Here is a 16,386-nt window from a genome sequence, read left to right as displayed (position 1 = left end):
AAGCAACAGATTTCGGCTTGTCTACCATAAATTGGAAAGCTGATCCAACAAAAAAGCCCCCTAGCGCTTGCATCATTTAACCCAAGAATGCTTAGACAACGCTAGTGCTGCGTGGGTAGCTGACGCCGCTCAAATACCTGCTTACCCTTGAAAATAGTATAGCGCAAATCCAAGCCGAGCACGGGGGTCACAAAGTTGCGGCGGCCTCCCGGAATCACGACTTTGCCATCAATGTCGGTCTGTTGGAGCACGTTATTATACGCACTTTGGTAAGCAAACCAAGGGGTGAAGTCCAAATGGTCAGATAGTCGCAAACCAACTTCGGCGCGCAGAGACGTGAAGTCAATGGTGCGCTCTTTGGGCTCATCTTCGTCCCGCTGGAAGCGCAGGTATGCAAATGCTTCATACGAGAGGCGCGGCCGCAGCACCACACTACCCACCGGAATCAGCCGATCAAGGTCGAAACGGAGGCGTGTACGGGCTCGGCTTTCATTGCCTTCCCCACCCGGAATTAGGTATTCAAGACCGAGCCTCTGGCGAAAATTGAAGCTGCCTAGCGTATTCCAATGCCGCAAAAACAGCTCTGGAATCACATCAACATAAAGCGGTGACACATCCCCATCACGAGCCGTGGAATAGCCACTCAGTGCTAGAGTTGCGCCACCGCTCCAGTGGGTGTTCCAAAAACGCTCATAGCCGACATTCAGTCCCACCCGATCAAGGTCAAGACCATCGAAGCCGCCAGTGGAGAAGGGCGTATTGGTTCCCAAGAATACATAGTCATCGCCGGACAACGCATATTCAGCTTGCAGTGATGGCGCCAAGCCCAGACCATTTACAACCCGACGGCTTTGACCTTGGGCAACGGATCCGCTTAGCAGCCCAACTACTAGAACAACCAAAAATACCCCCCAGACGCTGGGGGGCATTTTTTCGAAATAAGCTTTATGCATTGAGAGTGGCCGAAGTATCGGCAGCAACAGAGTGAGCGGTGGTACCTAACTCGCGCAAGGTAAGCCAGGCCATAAGACCAGGACCAGTTTCGAGAGCTTTGGGGTCGATGTCGAAGGTGGGCGTATGTACCGAGGACCTGTGGCGCCCGTCGGAAGTACTCGTGCCTAATCGGTAAAAACAGGCATCAGCTTGCTGGGAGAAGTAGGCAAAATCCTCAGCGGCCATCCACTGATCGAGCTCAACCACGTTTTCTGCGCCCAAGTATTCCTCAGCCGCAGCACGGGTACGAGCTGTCAGCTGCGGCTCATTTTCGAGGTACGGATAGCCTCGGCGAATCTCCAGTTCACAGGTGGCTCCCATCGATTCGGCTATACCTTCCACCAGCTTACGCAAATGCACGTGGGCCTCATTACGCCACTCTTCATTTAGGGTGCGAAAAGTACCTTCCACGTACACTTCATTCGGAATGACATTGGTAGCCCCATTCGCGATGACTTTACCAAATGAAAGCACCGAGGGTAGCTTAGGATTAGCACGGCGGCTCACAATCTGCTGGGCAGCGACGATGATATGGGCTGTAACCAATACAGGGTCTATATTTTGCTCGGGCATGGCGCCGTGGCCGCCCTTACCCCGCACAGTCATGTAGAGTTCGTCGGTGCTGGCCATGTAGCGACCGGGCCGCAACCCAATCTTACCTGCAGGCAGCATTGGAAATACGTGCTGACCAAATACGCTGGCCGGGGCCGGGTTTTCTAGGACGCCTTCTCTAATCATTAGCGAAGCACCACCGGGCAGAATTTCCTCGCCGGGCTGGAAAATGAGCTTAACAGTACCTTCAAACTCAGTGCGCAACTGGGTCAGAATACGGGCCGTTCCCAGCAAGGAAGAGGTGTGCACATCATGACCGCAGGCATGCATTACGCCCGGATTAGTGGAGCGGTACGGTACGTCATTGGTTTCCTGAATGGGCAGCGCATCCATATCGGCGCGCAGGGCTACGGTGCGGCTACCGGGGTTATTGCCTTCGATAAGCGCTACTACACCCGTATTGGCCAGCGGCTGCGGAGTCAAACCAAGCTTTTTCAGCTCTGCCGTTACAAAAGCAGCCGTGTTTACTTCCTGAAAAGAAAGCTCAGGATGCGCGTGCAGATGCTCGCGTAAAGCAACAGTTTCGGCAGCGGTGGCGGCAGCTAGCTGTTGGATACGGGAAATAAGGTTCTGGCTCATAGTAAAGACGTAGTGTTTCTGGTAGCAGGTAATTCGGCTTTATACAGAGAATGCGTGCTAGAGCTTAGCAGGCCATCTGGTATGTAGCCCCCGGCAGACTAAAAACGGGTTTTGTTCAGCACTACTTGCGTCGGCTGTAGTTGGGCTTTCGGCGCCAGGGGCTTGATGCGCAGCATAGCTTGCTCGGCTTCCAAACGAGTTAAGTAATCACCAATAAGCAGACGATAGGTCGGCTGTTTAAAAGTAATATAGTCCGTTTCCTCTGGGTAGCGACTAATAACAGCGCGGCGGATTGCCATTGCCTGGTCACGCTCCAAGCCTACGTAAGCCAGAATGCGGTAGCCTTGGGCATACTTCACGTTCATGTTGGTGACAGCTTGATCGCGAAGACGTTGGTCAATCTGGCTGTTCACGTGATTTGTCGGCATTACGGCGGGCTTCGGACCAACGGGCTGGGCAGTAGCTGCCGGCGATGTGAATACGGGCCGGTAACGGCTCAGATCTTCGGCCGGCACCGACCGCCGGGTAGTATCGGGGGTAATGGCCTTACCAACTCCTGAGGCCGCACACGACGCCAGCGAGAGTAAGGCGGAAAATAAGAACACGTTACGTAGCAGGAATTTCATCTTCTTTCAACAGAACCAAACTATTGGAGGACCCTATTCGGTGGGCACCAGCTGCCAGCAAAGCTAGCGCCGCTACCCGGGTCCGAATGCCCCCCGCAGCTTTTATGCGGACTCTGGGGGGCAAATGGTCACGCATAAGGGTAATATCGGCTACAGAAGCCCCACGGGCAGCAAACCCGGTCGATGTTTTCACAAAATCGGCCCCCACAGCCGCGCAGATCCGGCAAGCGGTTATTATCTCTTCTTCCGTAAGTAGAGCCGTTTCGATAATCACCTTCAAAATTGCGTTTTTGAAGTGACAAAGCTCTACCAACTGGCCAATTTCGTCTTCTACTTCCTCTACTCTTCCCGACTTAAAGGCGCCGATATTGATAACCATATCAATTTCTGTCGCTCCATCGTTGAGCGCTTGATGAGCTTCAAAAAACTTGACTTTGGTGATTTGATACCCCAGCGGAAAGCCAACCACGGTACACACCGGAATTGCCCCCCGCAGTTGCTCGGCGGCAAAACGCACGTAGCAAGGCGGCACACACACCGTAGCAAATTTAAACTGCACTGCTTCGGCGCACAATTGGGCTATTTCATCTGGCGTAGCATCGGGGCGCAATAAGGTATGATCGATGGAAGCAGCAAGTTGGGCAACAGGAAGGCTCATAAACTGAATCAACAAGAAGGCAAAGGTAAGGTAGCGCTAAATCGGATTTGCACAGCCACCAGTGTTTGCTTTAGCACGCCAATGGTCAGTATTTCCGGTGCCTAGCATACACAGAAACACTGCCAAATAACAAATGGCAGACAGCTTCCTAAAAAGCCACCTGCCACTCGCTTCAATTGCTGAACTCAGGGCTGATGTTAGTCAACCAACACGCAGCGGTTATTCAGCACATCATCCTCTACGGTTTTGTACTTCACATCGCGCACGATGCGGCCATCCATGTACTGCACGCTTACTTTATCGTTGCGATTAGCCACTTTGTGAGCGCGCGCTGGCTGCTGTTTTTCCAGTACCGGAGCCGGCTCGGGGCCCATATCTTCTGGTCCGGCACCGAGTGAAACTGAGGATACTTCCTTCTGCGCCTTCAGCTTGGGAGCTTTCGGTGCGGGGGGCAAATCGGCCTCTACAAAGAACTCCGGCTCTTGGGTGTGGCCGCTTTCCTGCTGCATCGGGATGTCGGCGCGGAAAAGGAAGGATACGGTTTCCTCGTTCACTTTGCCAATCATCTGCTTGAACAGCTCAAACGACTCAAACTTGTACACCAACAGCGGGTCTTTCTGTTCGTACACCGCGTTCTGAACTACCTGCTTCAAATCGTCCATCTGACGCAGATGCTGAGTCCAAGCCGTATCAATGGTTGAAAGCACCACGATTTTCTCCATGCCCCGAATTGTTTCGTGGCCTCCGGTGGCTTGGTTGCGGCGTAGGTTGGTAACTACCGTAATCTGCTTGCGGCCATCAGTGAACGGAATGGCGATGTTCTCGAAAGGCGCATTCTGGTTGATCAGGTCATTAACCAGCGGCAAGGTGTTGGCCGCGATGTGGTCATTCTTGCTCTGATAATAGCCAAGAGCTTCATCGTACAGCTTCTGCGCCAACGCAGGCGCCTGCGAGCCCGTCAGATCCTGAGCCGTAAGGTGGGTATCGTAACCGAACACCCGGATAACGGCCAGCTTGAAGTCCTCGTAGTCGTTGCTGATCTTGTGCACGTTCACGATGTCGTCGCAGACATCGTAAATCATGTTCCAGATATCCAATTCTAGACGCTCACCAAACAGGGCGTTGCGGCGACGCTTGTACACCACTTCGCGCTGAGCGTTCATTACGTCGTCGTACTCCAACAGGCGCTTCCGCGTACCGAAGTTATTTTCCTCCACTTTCTTCTGGGCTCGCTCAATGCTGCTTGTAATCATGGAGTGCTGAATCACTTCGCCTTCCTCCAGACCCATACGGTCCATGAGTTTAGCAATGCGGTCCGAGCCGAACAAACGCATCAAGTTATCTTCCAACGACACGAAGAACTGTGAAGAACCTGGGTCGCCCTGACGACCGGCACGACCGCGCAACTGCCTGTCAACCCGGCGGCTTTCGTGCCGTTCCGTACCGATAATAGCCAGACCACCCGACTCGCGAGAGGTTTCTTTCAGCTTGATGTCGGTACCACGACCAGCCATGTTGGTGGCAATGGTCACAGTGCCGGGGAAGCCTGCACCGGCCACAATCTCTGCTTCGCGCTGGTTTTGCTTAGCGTTCAACACCTGGTGTTGAATACCGCGCAGCTTCAGCATACGGCTTACCAGTTCCGAAATTTCTACCGAAGTAGTACCCACCAGCACGGGGCGGCCAGCTTGTACCAATGTTTGAATCTCCTCGGCTACGGCATTGTACTTCTCACGCACCGTCTTATAAACCTTGTCGTGCTCGTCTTTGCGTGAGATCTGACGGTTGGTCGGAATCACGACTACGTCGAGCTTGTAGATCTGCCAGAACTCGCCCGCTTCCGTTTCGGCCGTACCAGTCATACCGGCCAGCTTATGGTACATGCGGAAGTAGTTCTGGAGGGTAACGGTAGCGTAGGTCTGGGTGGCATCTTCTACGCGCACGTTCTCCTTCGCTTCAATAGCCTGGTGCAAGCCATCGGAGTAGCGACGACCTTCCATTACGCGGCCGGTCTGCTCATCCACGATTTTCACCTTGCCATCTTCGGTTAGGATATATTGGTCGTCGCGCTCAAACAGCGTGTAGGCCTTCAGCAGCTGGTTTACGGTGTGTACCCGCTCAGACTTCTCTTGATAGTCCTGCATCAGCTTTTCCTTCTGGTGCAGCTTATCCTCGTCGCCAATGGCTTTGCTATTCTCGATTTTGGCTATTTCCATCCCGATGTCGGGCATGATGAATAGCTGCGGATCTTCACCTTGAGCCGTAATCAGGTCGATGCCCTTTTCAGTCAGCTCAATCTGGTTATTTTTCTCGTCGATCGTGAAGTACAACGGCTCATCGGCCTTTGGCATCTGCCGCGAGTTGTCGGCTAGGTAGAAGTTCTCCGTCTTTTGGAGAATGGCACGCATACCGGTCTCCGACAAGAACTTGATCAGTGGCTTGCTCTTGGGCAGGCCACGGTAAGCACGGAACAGCATCAACCCACCTTCGCCATCCTTCCCACCAGCTTCTGCACCGTCTTTACCTTCCTTAATGAGCTTACGAGCCTGCACCAAATAGTCCTGCACTATCTTTTTCTGAGCGTCCACCAGCATTTGAATGCGGGGCTTCAGCTGATAAAATTCGTGTACATCACCACGTGGAACCGGGCCGGAGATAATCAGCGGCGTCCGGGCATCGTCAATCAGTACAGAGTCAACTTCGTCGACCATAGCGTAGTGGTGCTTGCGCTGCACTAGCTCTTCGGTTTCGCGCGCCATGTTGTCACGCAGGTAGTCGAAGCCAAACTCGTTGTTGGTGCCGTAGGTAATGTCGGCAGCGTAGGCGCGGCGGCGCGCATCCGTGTTCGGCTGGTGCTTGTCGATGCAGTCTACGGTGATGCCGTGAAACTCGAACAGCGGCGCATTCCACTCCGAGTCACGCTTGGCGAGGTAGTCGTTCACCGTTACAAGGTGTACGCCGCGCTTAGCCAGCGCATTGAGGAAGGCAGGCAAAGTCGAAACCAGCGTTTTACCTTCACCCGTTGCCATTTCGGCAATCTTACCTTGGTGCAGCACCACACCGCCAATCAGCTGCACATCGTAGTGCACCATGTCCCAGGTGATTTCGGCGCCGCCGGCAATCCACTTGTTTGCCCACACGGCCTGGTCGCCCTGAATGGTGACGTTCTGCTTGCGGGTCGCGTATTCGCGGTCGTAGTCGGTGGCAGTAACGGTGAGCTGACCGTTTTCTTTATAGCGGCGCGCCGTTTCTTTTACAATAGCAAAAGACGCAGGCAGCACTTGCAGCAGCACTACTTCCAGCTCCTTATTACGCTGCTTTTCGAGCGCGTCGATCTGGTCGAAGAGCTGCTCTTTCTGCGTGATATCCAGGTTCGGCTGGTCAGTGATGCGCTGATGCAGGCTGGCTATCTGGTCGTCGGTAGCCTTGAGGTGAGCATCGATACGCGCACGGACTTCCTGGGTCTGCTCGCGCAGCTGGTCGTCGGAGAGCGATGCCAGTTTGGCATATTCGGCGTTGATAAGCGCCACGTATGGGATAATCTCCTTCAAGTCCCGCTCCGATTTGGAGCCGAAAATCTTGGCGACGGTTTTCCCTAGAAAATCAAACATGCGGATATTATTTAGCTTAAAACGCCAAGGCGCACTCCAAATTTACGGCGTTTTTGGGAAAGTACCGGCCAAAATGCCCCCCAGCCTCCAAAACGGCGAAACCCCGTCACCTCAAAGAGTGTGCGGGGTTTCCGGGACAGAAAAGTTGTCAGGCTCTGGGGGGCTTTTTTGACTAATCAGAACAGAAATGACGGTGTGTAGCCGTTGCGACTCCAAGCTACTTTAAGACGCTACGGCAATATGCTCTTCGGAAGAGTTGCTGATATTATCCATCATTTCGGATACGCACCGCCCCAGCCGCTCCTCCACTGAGGGTATCATATTGCCGTGCTCGCTGCTCAGAACGCTATACATCGGGTGAGCCGCAGCCAAGCCAAATGCCTGCATAGAGCGCGGTACCACGAAGGAGGTATCCAGATTAGCCATATCGGCGGCCAAACGCGCCAAATCGGCCAAGGTATAGGTACCCTGATTAGCTAAGTGCCACACGCCTTTCTCCTCGTCAATGAGCAGGTTGAGCGACTTATTTATCAAATCCGGAACATAGGTAGGCGAAATCAAAACATCGTCGGCAGCCTCGAATGCTTGCTTGTGATGCCCCGTCCGCAAGGCAAAGTATACGAAGTTGTACTCATCTTAGGGGCTAAAAAAGGCACTTGTACGCACTACCAACGCATTTGGCAAGCCAGCCAGCATATCACGCTCGGCGGGGCGCTTGCTATTGCCATACACGTTTAGGGGGCAAGGAGTATCCGTTTCTACATAAGGGGACGACTTATTATCGTCGAATACGAGGTCAGAAGAAAATGTTAGAAAAGGAATTTCGCGGTAGGCGCAGGCGGCAGTGATGTAGTAGTTGATACTAAATATATCAGGTGGAAAAGGGTCTTTGGCAAGCTCCAGCAATTCGGTCTCCGATGCACCATTCTTAGGCAAGTAGCACCAAAAGGAATGGTGCCGATCAACGTACCCGCAGAGCAAATCGCAGGTGAGCCAGCGCCGGATATTTTCGAATTCGGTTTGTCAGGCCAAGCCTGGAGTGCAATGCGTCTTGCCCAGATCCTCGGTCTGTATGAGTTGGGCCTCCGGATTCACTTCCCGAATAGTCTTCATCGCATCCCTCACGCCCCTTATATAATTCAGCTGAATCCGGACGAACGTATGATCATCGAAAGCGTGCGGATACCAGATGCCGTACAGGCCCCTGAAGCGGGCAGTGGTCAGAGGCTCGTTTACGGGCGTATAGTGCTTTATCCACTTATCCACGGATAGCGCACGGCTACTATACGGGCAAAGCGCGCCAAGTGGGGCGCAAAGCTATCCTTGTGCAGGGCCGTGTAGCGCGGGCCGCTGCCGTAATGTAATAAGGTAACAATGGGGTCGATTCCCAGTTCGCGCAGGCGGGCTATGCGCTCATCGGTCCATGTCCAGTCTGGATTATCTAGGCTTTCCGGCGCTACCTGCTCCCAGAGTATGGGGTAGCTCAGCTTACTAATTCCTAACTCAGCGAATTGGTCTAAGTCCTCCATTCAGGTGCGGTTGCCACTGCTCACGAGCTAGTCGGAATACCCATCGCCAATTCGTCGTATGGTGCACTCAACGCCTCCCCACATGTCTACTTTTTCCATCCTTCTATCAGTTTAGGGCTGCCTGCACCTGCATCAAAACTGTTGAGTTGGCACCATTCGAAAACAGTTCTGTCACCCTGCGCGGAACGAGGAGCTTTATGGTCAGGAGCTGGGGAGCTTTTTTGACTTAAAGTTGACTCATTCCCTACACAGGGTGACAGACGTCTGACATCCGTTTGTAGTTAAAACGTTATTCCTTAGCCGGAGCGCGGGAAACCAGCTTTTCTACTAATGAAGTCGAGCCGGAAATAGCTGGTTTTTTGGCTTGCTGAGCTTCTTCCGTTTTCTCGGTTAGCTTCTTATACAAGGTGAGCGCTTGTGCCACTACTTGGTCCATGTTGTAGTACTTATAGGTAGCCAAGCGACCTACAAAGTGAACATTGGGCGTTTCGTCAGCTAACTTCTTGTACTTATTATATAACTCAGCATTTTCGAGGCGCGGAATTGGGTAGTAAGGGTCTCCTTCAGCTTTAGGATACTCATATACTACGCTGGTCTTGGGGTGCTGCTGACCAGTGAGAGCCTTGAACTCGGTAATGCGCGTGTACAGGTGCTCGTTAGGATAATTAACTACCGGCGCAGCCAGGAACTTCTCTACGTTCAGTGTTTCGTGCTTGAACTCCAGCGAGCGATAAGGCAGTTTACCAAACTTGAAGTCGAAATACTCATCAACCGGTCCCGTAAAGATAATTTCCTTGAAGGGCACAAAGTCGATGATTTCGTGATAATCTGTGTTGAGCATCACCTTGATGTTCGGATGATCGAGCATCTTATCAAACATACGGGTATAGCCGTGTAGCGGCATAGCCTGGTACGTATCGGTGAAGTAGCGGTCGTCGCGGTTGGTGCGGGTAGGCACGCGCGAGGTCACTGACTTATCCAGTTCCGACGGGTCCATGCCCCACTGCTTGCGCGTGTAGTTCTTAAAGAACTTCTCGTACAGCTCGCGGCCAACCTTGCTTACTACCACGTCTTCCGACGTTTTGATAACCGGAATGGTTTCGGCCAACGACTCCAGAAACTGCTCCACCTCAAAGCTATTCAGGCTAAGCCCATAAAGCTTATTAATGGTGTCCAGATTAATCGGCATCGGCACCATTTGACCATCGACGGAGGCCAGTACGCGGTGCTCGTAAGGGCGCCAATCAGTAAAATTGGAAAGGTATTCGAATACGTCTTTTGAGTTAGTGTGGAAAATGTGAGGGCCATATTTGTGCACCAGCACACCATCTTCGTTGTAATGATCATAGGCGTTACCAGCAATGTGGTTGCGCTTATCAATAATCAAAACTTTTTTGTTAGAGCGGGTAGCGAGCCGTTCGGCTAGTACGCTGCCAGCGAAGCCGGCCCCAACGATCAGATAATCGAACATAGCTAAGTTTGTGTTTTGGTGAGGAATAAGGGGCGGTAAGGCTACTTAAAGATTGAACAGTTACGAGGACCACCGTCTATTCGGTTTTGTCCTATTATTTCTTGTTGGCGAGGCGCTGCTGCATCAGGTTTACCATATCCTGCCAGGTACGGTCCCAGGAAATAGTGGCCAAATAATCATCCGTGCGCGCGAGCCACTCGGCATCGTCTTTTTGCTTCAGTGCTCGCCCAATAGCTTGTCCGAATTCGTCGGCGGCCGCCGCAATCTGCACAAGGTTCAACTCTCCGTAAGGCCGCACTACATCTCGAATAGGCGTGCTAACTACCGGCTTGCCCGCTGCTAGGTACTCGGGCGTTTTGGTGGGCGAAATAAACTTAGTGCTCTCGTTATCAGCAAAAAGCAACGTAGCTACATCCCAACCCCGCAAATACATAGGTAGTTCCTTATAATCTTTGCCCCCCAGATAATGAATGTTGGAAGTTCGCGGCAGCGCGGCCTGCTCAATCTTCACCACAGGCCCGATAATGACAAACTGCCATTCTGGATGAGCTTTGGCTAGTTGGCCTAGCAACTCAATATCCAGACGCTCATCGACTACGCCAAAGAACCCGACACGAGGATGTGCAATAGTAGCCTGATCGGCAGGGTCAACGCCGGCTTCACGGGCTTGGCCAAAATGGGCTTTATCAATGCTGCTCGGGAAAGCGTGCGCATCGGCGTGCTGCAAGCTTTTGGCCTCGTACAGGCTCTGACCGCCCGTGAATACTAGGTTGGCGCGCTCAAAAAGCTCATGCTCCAACTCACGTAACCGCGGGGGGGCAAATTTGAAATTTGCCAACTCGTCCATGCAGTCGTACACGGTGAGTGCGGCCTGCAAATGGCGTGATTTGCTCAGTGCCATAGGGGTATAGTACCACGATACAAACTGATTGATGCTATTTTCAGCAAAATACTGCGTCAGCAGCTTCGCCTGCGCCTGATCAGTAGCAGCCTCACTAAGGCCGGCTGGCAGATGAGCCACCAGCACTTTCACTCCATTCTGACGCTCTTTTATTTCGAAGTGCGCTTCAAGCGACGCATCATCGCCGTGCACAAATGGCTCTTCTACATAGAAAACCCGCCCATACTGCGCAAAACGCGACAGCAAGTGCTGAGGACGCTGCCATACAAAATCCCAATGCAGGTGCGCAAAGCAAACCAGATCTGGTAAAGTGTAAGAGGAAGAAGTAATGGTAGTGGTTTGGGAAGAAGCGGGAATTTGGGTTGGTACGGAGGCTGAAGCGCGCGTAGGCGTTCCCGCCGAGGTAGAAATCGGCATAGACAAATGGCTAGAAAGTATCGTGGTAAACCGGAAGCGCTAACTCAACAGTATAATTCTCCGGTGCTACAACGCTTTATCTATACGGCCGTTTGCTAAAAAAGATGTTTATTTTTTAATGCTATTTTAATTAGCAAAAAATAACCTCAACACTAACTCTTCTTCCACTTTGCTCCAAAATCTGTAAGTAACTAGCATGTCGCTAATTGCCTTATACAGTAGTTATTATAATATCTTTTGAAGCTCAACAGCATCATCCCACCCACTAGTAGTCCGCAGCCAATCCTTTCGAACACCAACCCGCCGGAAACCAGCTTTCCGGAATAGGCGCAAACTGGCTTGGTTGGTAGCCGCTACTGTACAATACAGTTGGTGCAGACGCAGCGTGAGGCGAGCGTACTCCAAGCCTAGCGTTAGTGCGGCCAAGGCGAAACTACGCCGTCGTTCTGCGCTCAGCACCGTAATACCTAGCCCAGCCCGCAGATGCAGCGGCTGGAAGTCGAAGATATCGAGGATGCCCACGGCGCGTCCATCCGTCTGAGCGCAGATAACGAGCCGTAGCTGGCGCACTTCGTAGAAATCGGCAGCAGCATGAGCTAAGTACTCACGCAACGCGTAGCGCGACACGGGCGCCATGGTATCTGACACCCCCCATATATCACGGTCATTTTCCAATGCATACAGAAACTCCAGATCAGAGTCTTCGAGGGCGCGCAAAAAAACCGGGGCAGATGCCATTGACCTGAAATTTATAAGCTCAGCAGTCTGCTGGGGGGCAAAATACCTGTCAACTATACGTCTATGCTGCCCTCAAATACGCGCAGGGCGGGGCCACTAAGGTAAATATTGATGAAGGAGCCATCGGGCTGCGCCTCAAAAGTTACCCGTAGGTCGCCGCCGGGGGTACGCAAGTTTACTGGACTAACGGCCCCGCGCCGCGAAGCTGCCAGCGCAACAGCCGTTACGCCGGTGCCACAGGAGAGAGTCTCATCCTCCACGCCCCGCTCGTAGGTGCGTACCTGCCAAGGCAAATCGGGTGTGGGGGGCATTTCTGCAAAGTTTACGTTTGTCCCGCGCTCCCGAAACCGCTCATTGTAGCGAATGGCCCGGCCCTCACTAACCACATTTAGCTCGGCCAAACGGCTTGGGTCCAGAAACCGCACAATGTGGGGCGAGCCCGTATTCAGGAATACGCCGTCTTCACTTACCTCCTGCTGGCCCAGCACATCCTGCATGCGCAGGTTTACGGTGCCATCAGTCTCTATATGGGCTTCGTGCGCACCGTCGGCGGCAATGAAGCGAGTTTCGTTTTCAATAGCTCCTAAGTGGTGGGCGAAGGCCACGGTGCAGCGCCCGCCATTGCCACACATCGAACCCAGATACCCATTGGCATTGAAATACACCATCTCGAAATCGTAGTCGGCGTGCAGACGCAGCAGAATCAGACCATCGGCTCCGATTCCCAGCCGCCGGTCGCAGAGGTGGCGCACCAGCTGATGGTTGCTCTCATCAAACTGCCGCTCACGGTCATCCACCATCACAAAGTCGTTGCCGGTGCCCTGGTATTTATAGAAACGAAGTGTCATAAGGCAAAGGTCGCATTTATGGGCGGTAAAAATGTAGCTTGATGGCAGTACTTCACTTAGGCAAAAATTCCGTTTTTATGATACCGTCGGTTGACCGATACAACGAAAGTCATGCAGCATCAGCCGGTAAAAAGGCGCTTCGTAACTGGTTCCGCTACCAGCCGCCGGTCCTAAAATAACACGATCAACCACAAAGCTTACGCGACTGCCTTACCTTTGGCTGCCTGCCCAGCGGCAGCTTTACGACGCCTTATGTATTCCTTCCTCACTACCGGCACTTGGCCCGATTATGAATTGCTCGACGCGGGCAACTTTGAAAAGCTTGAACGCTTCGGCAAATACGTGCTGGCCCGACCCGAGCCCCAGGCCATCTGGGACCAACATTTGCCCCCCAGCGAGTGGGAACGGGCCCACGCCACGTTTCGCCGCGAAAAGGGCAGCCAGGAGCGCGGGCAGTGGCAGCTGAAGTCTGGCATGCCCGAGCAATGGGTGATTAACTATGACCAGGGCGATTTGCATTTGCGCTTTCGGCTGGGGTTGTCGGCTTTTAAGCACGTAGGGTTATTCCCGGAGCAGGATCCTAACTGGCGCTTCATCTTTGAGCAAACCAAAAAGCGAAAAGCCACGCTGCCGCGGGTACTCAACCTGTTTGCTTACACTGGCGCGGCTACCTTAGCTGCCCGTGCCGCCGGCGCCGATGTCACTCACCTCGACTCGGTGAAGCAAGTCAACTTCTGGGCCCGCGACAATATGGAAGCCAGCAAGCTCGATGGAGTACGCTGGCTGGTGGAAGATGCGATGAAGTACGTGCGCCGCGAAGTAAAACGCGGCAGCAAATACCAAGGCCTTATCCTCGATCCGCCCGCCTACGGCCGTGGCCCGAATGGGGAGAAGTGGCAGCTGGAAGATGAGCTAAATGAATTGCTTAAGCTCTGTAAAGAGCTGCTTGACCCGCAGGACCATTTTTTTCTGATCAACTTGTACTCGCTGGGTTTCTCGGCGCTTATTCTGGATAATCTGGTCGCTGATATTTTTCCGGCTGTTCGAGGTACCCGCGAAATCGGCGAGATTTATCTGCACGACCAAGGCCAGCGCAAGCTGCCACTAGGCACGTTTTGCCGCTTTAGCTCCTAGGGCCACCCCTTGGATAAGGTGAGCCTCTTATTGAATTCATACTCCATGACGATGACCAAATCGCCGCGTCTGGCCCTGATTGACATGGGCACTAACACGTTTCACCTGCTCATCGTAGAAATGCCCCCCACGGGCTCCGATGCTGAGCCCACCGTACTGCTGCGTACCAAAGTGGGCGTGAAACTGGGCGAAGGCGGCATCAGCAGCGGCGAAATTGCGCCCGAGGCGTATGCGCGGGCGTTGCACACGCTAACGGCTTTTCAGGAGGAAATAGAGCTGCACCAAGTTACGGATGTACGTGCTACGGCTACCAGCGCCGTGCGCAGCTCCCGCAATGGCGTAGAGCTAACCGAGGACATTTTCGAGCAGACAGGTATTAAAGTAGATATTATTCCGGGTGACCGGGAAGCGGAGCTGATCTGCAAAGGCATGCGACAAGCCGTGGCACTAGGCCACACGCCCCATTTGTTGGTAGATATTGGCGGCGGTAGTGTCGAATTCATTATTGCCAACGAGGACACCATTTTCTGGAAACAAAGCTTTGAGATTGGGGCTCAGCGCTTGCTGGACTTATTTTTTAAGCATGATCCTCTTACGGCCGACGATGTGCGCGAGGAGAAGGAATACTTGGCGGTGCAGCTTGCGCCGCTGACAGCGGCTGTACAGCAGTTCCGTCCGGTTGGCTTGGTTGGGGCTTCTGGCACCTTTGATACGCTGGGGGATTTGCAGGCAGCGCAGCGCAACGAGTTTCGTCCTGAAATGCCGCCGCCCGTTACTGAAATCACGCTTCAGAGCTTTTATCAGAGCTACGAAATGCTGCTCACTACCACCCACGCCCAGCGCCTGGCAATGCCCGGCATGACGCCCATGCGCGCCGATATGATTGTGGTGGCCTGCGTCCTGGTTGATTTCATCTTGACAACCTACCAACTCACTGATTCCAACATAAGAGCCTCAACTTATGCCTTGAAGGAAGGCTTGCTGGCGGAGATTCTAAGCGCCTAAATCCACGCAAGCGCCAGTACTATTTGGGTGAATAAGGCAAGATTTGCCCCCCAGCCGCCTTCTCACCTATTCTGCGCATACAGCTGCGCAGTTTCCTCTTTAATAACTCACGACTACACGGCAGAGCTTGCTGCTATTTCCTGCTATGACCTTTTCCTATAATCACCTGTTCACGTTCACCGAGGCCGTATTCCGCAGTATTGGCTGCCCCGAAGCCGACGCTACAACGGCCACGGAAGCACTGCTGGCGGCTGACCTGCGCGGCATCGACTCGCATGGCGTAGCCCGCCTCATTGGCTATGTGCGTCTTTGGGAAGCAGGCCGTATCAATCCAATGCCGCGGGTGGGCGTAGTGTACGAAACGCCCAGCACGGCTGTAGTAGATGGCGATGGCGGCCTAGGGCTGGTGGTGGCGCCCAAGGCGATGCAGGTGGCTTTGGAAAAAGCGCGTATTGCGGGCACAGGCTGGGTTTCGGTAAAAAACTCCAACCACTTCGGCATCGCGGGCTACCATGCCATGAAAGCGCTGGCCCACGATATGATTGGGATTGCTATGACCAATGCTAGCCCTTTGGTAGCGCCCACCCACTCGCTCGATCGTTTGCTGGGCACTAATCCCATTGCCGTGGCCATCCCCGCCGGCGAGCAGCCCGATTTTGTGGCTGACTTTGCCACTACGACGGCCGCTAATGGTAAGCTTGAGATTCTGCAGCGTAAGCAGCAGCCCGCGCCTGCTGGCTGGATTCAGGATGCGCAGGGACAAGCTTCGACTAACCCGAATGAGCTGAAAGACGGGGGCGCCTTACTGCCACTGGGGGGCGAAACTGGCTCGCATAAAGGGTATTGCCTGGGCAGCATAGTCGATATTTTTTCGGCGGTGCTATCAGGGGCTAACTATGGACCTTGGGTGCCGCCTTTCGTTGCCTTCCTCCAGCCGCCCGCCGACCCGGTGGGTCAAGGCATCGGCCATTTTTTTGGGGCCATGCGCGTCGATGCTTTCCGCCCGGCTGCCGAGTTCAAAGCGCATATGGATAACTGGATTTCCACTTTCCGCCAAGCCCGCGCCGTCGATGGCCAGCAAGTGCTCATCCCCGGCGACCCAGAGCGCGAAATGGCCGCCGAGCGCTTGCTGGGAGGCATTCCTTTACTTGAAACCGTAGTACAGGATCTGGAAACGGTTGGTCGAAAATTCGGCGTGCAACTCTAGTCCCTGACGCAACATACAGCATAAAAAAGCCCCCCAGAACTGGTTCTGGGGGGCTTT

The 16,386-nt window shown here is 53.5% G+C and carries 15 protein-coding genes and 1 pseudogene; 3 read left to right on the top strand and 13 right to left on the bottom strand.

What is annotated here, in order from left to right; genetic code table 11:
- Positions 1–101: 101 nt before the first annotated feature.
- The 13 genes and pseudogenes from H8B13_RS05980 to dapF form a co-directional block, all read right to left on the bottom strand.
- Positions 102–953 (bottom strand): hypothetical protein, encoded by an 852-nt coding sequence (locus H8B13_RS05980; RefSeq protein ID WP_187309898.1) that lies wholly within the window; start codon positions 951–953, stop codon positions 102–104.
- Positions 946–2,184, bottom strand: coding sequence for a M20 family metallopeptidase (locus H8B13_RS05975; RefSeq protein WP_187309897.1), 1,239 nt, complete (start codon positions 2,182–2,184; stop codon positions 946–948). The genes H8B13_RS05980 and H8B13_RS05975 overlap by 8 nt, the downstream gene beginning before the upstream one ends.
- 98 nt (positions 2,185–2,282) lie before the next feature.
- Positions 2,283–2,810: a sporulation protein gene (locus H8B13_RS05970; RefSeq protein ID WP_187309896.1), complete on the bottom strand. Its 528-nt coding sequence runs from the start codon at positions 2,808–2,810 to the stop codon at positions 2,283–2,285.
- Positions 2,791–3,468 (bottom strand): deoxyribose-phosphate aldolase, encoded by a 678-nt coding sequence (deoC, locus tag H8B13_RS05965; protein ID WP_187309895.1) that lies wholly within the window; start codon positions 3,466–3,468, stop codon positions 2,791–2,793. The genes H8B13_RS05970 and deoC overlap by 20 nt, the downstream gene beginning before the upstream one ends.
- 197 nt (positions 3,469–3,665) lie before the next feature.
- The gene (gene secA, locus H8B13_RS05960; RefSeq protein WP_187309894.1) at positions 3,666–7,079 is read right to left on the bottom strand and encodes a preprotein translocase subunit SecA; all 3,414 of its coding nucleotides are present in this window, start codon (positions 7,077–7,079) and stop codon (positions 3,666–3,668) included.
- 222 nt (positions 7,080–7,301) lie between these two features.
- Positions 7,302–7,697 (bottom strand): annotated as a pseudogene (locus tag H8B13_RS21000) (sugar nucleotide-binding protein); the annotation flags it as partial.
- 18 nt (positions 7,698–7,715) lie between these two features.
- Positions 7,716–8,015 carry a sugar nucleotide-binding protein gene (locus H8B13_RS20995; protein ID WP_222841347.1) on the bottom strand — a complete coding sequence of 100 codons (300 nt, stop codon included), beginning with the start codon at positions 8,013–8,015 and terminating at the stop codon, positions 7,716–7,718.
- Positions 8,016–8,102: 87 nt separating this feature from the next.
- Positions 8,103–8,345 (bottom strand): hypothetical protein, encoded by a 243-nt coding sequence (locus H8B13_RS20990; RefSeq protein ID WP_222841346.1) that lies wholly within the window; start codon positions 8,343–8,345, stop codon positions 8,103–8,105.
- Positions 8,330–8,608 (bottom strand): hypothetical protein, encoded by a 279-nt coding sequence (locus H8B13_RS20985; RefSeq protein ID WP_222841345.1) that lies wholly within the window; start codon positions 8,606–8,608, stop codon positions 8,330–8,332. The genes H8B13_RS20990 and H8B13_RS20985 overlap by 16 nt, the downstream gene beginning before the upstream one ends.
- A 289-nt stretch (positions 8,609–8,897) precedes the next feature.
- Positions 8,898–10,079 carry a UDP-galactopyranose mutase gene (gene glf, locus H8B13_RS05950; RefSeq protein ID WP_187309893.1) on the bottom strand — a complete coding sequence of 394 codons (1,182 nt, stop codon included), beginning with the start codon at positions 10,077–10,079 and terminating at the stop codon, positions 8,898–8,900.
- A 94-nt stretch (positions 10,080–10,173) separates the two neighbouring features.
- Positions 10,174–11,397: a glycosyltransferase family 1 protein gene (locus H8B13_RS05945; RefSeq protein ID WP_187309892.1), complete on the bottom strand. Its 1,224-nt coding sequence runs from the start codon at positions 11,395–11,397 to the stop codon at positions 10,174–10,176.
- Between the two features lie 225 nt (positions 11,398–11,622).
- Positions 11,623–12,135 carry a GNAT family N-acetyltransferase gene (locus H8B13_RS05940; protein WP_187309891.1) on the bottom strand — a complete coding sequence of 171 codons (513 nt, stop codon included), beginning with the start codon at positions 12,133–12,135 and terminating at the stop codon, positions 11,623–11,625.
- 53 nt (positions 12,136–12,188) lie between these two features.
- Positions 12,189–12,983, bottom strand: a complete 795-nt coding sequence (gene dapF / locus H8B13_RS05935) for a diaminopimelate epimerase (protein WP_187309890.1) — start codon at positions 12,981–12,983, stop codon at positions 12,189–12,191.
- A 252-nt stretch (positions 12,984–13,235) separates the two neighbouring features.
- Here dapF and H8B13_RS05930 point away from each other — a divergent pair, with 252 nt between their 5' ends.
- The 3 genes from H8B13_RS05930 to H8B13_RS05920 all read left to right on the top strand — a co-directional run bounded on the left by H8B13_RS05930 (position 13,236) and on the right by H8B13_RS05920 (position 16,329).
- Complete coding sequence (locus H8B13_RS05930; RefSeq protein ID WP_187309889.1) at positions 13,236–14,117, top strand: class I SAM-dependent methyltransferase; 882 nt, start codon at positions 13,236–13,238, stop codon at positions 14,115–14,117.
- 51 nt (positions 14,118–14,168) lie between these two features.
- The gene (locus tag H8B13_RS05925) at positions 14,169–15,122 is read left to right on the top strand and encodes a phosphatase (protein ID WP_187309888.1); all 954 of its coding nucleotides are present in this window, start codon (positions 14,169–14,171) and stop codon (positions 15,120–15,122) included.
- 145 nt (positions 15,123–15,267) lie between these two features.
- Complete coding sequence (locus H8B13_RS05920; RefSeq protein ID WP_187309887.1) at positions 15,268–16,329, top strand: Ldh family oxidoreductase; 1,062 nt, start codon at positions 15,268–15,270, stop codon at positions 16,327–16,329.
- Positions 16,330–16,386: the final 57 nt, after the last annotated feature.

It is taken from the genome of Hymenobacter sp. BT188 (genome assembly GCF_014333585.1).
GTDB lineage: Bacteria > Bacteroidota > Bacteroidia > Cytophagales > Hymenobacteraceae > Hymenobacter.
Note: the sequence above shows the minus strand (reverse complement) of the source record. Positions and strands in the feature narration are given on the sequence as shown.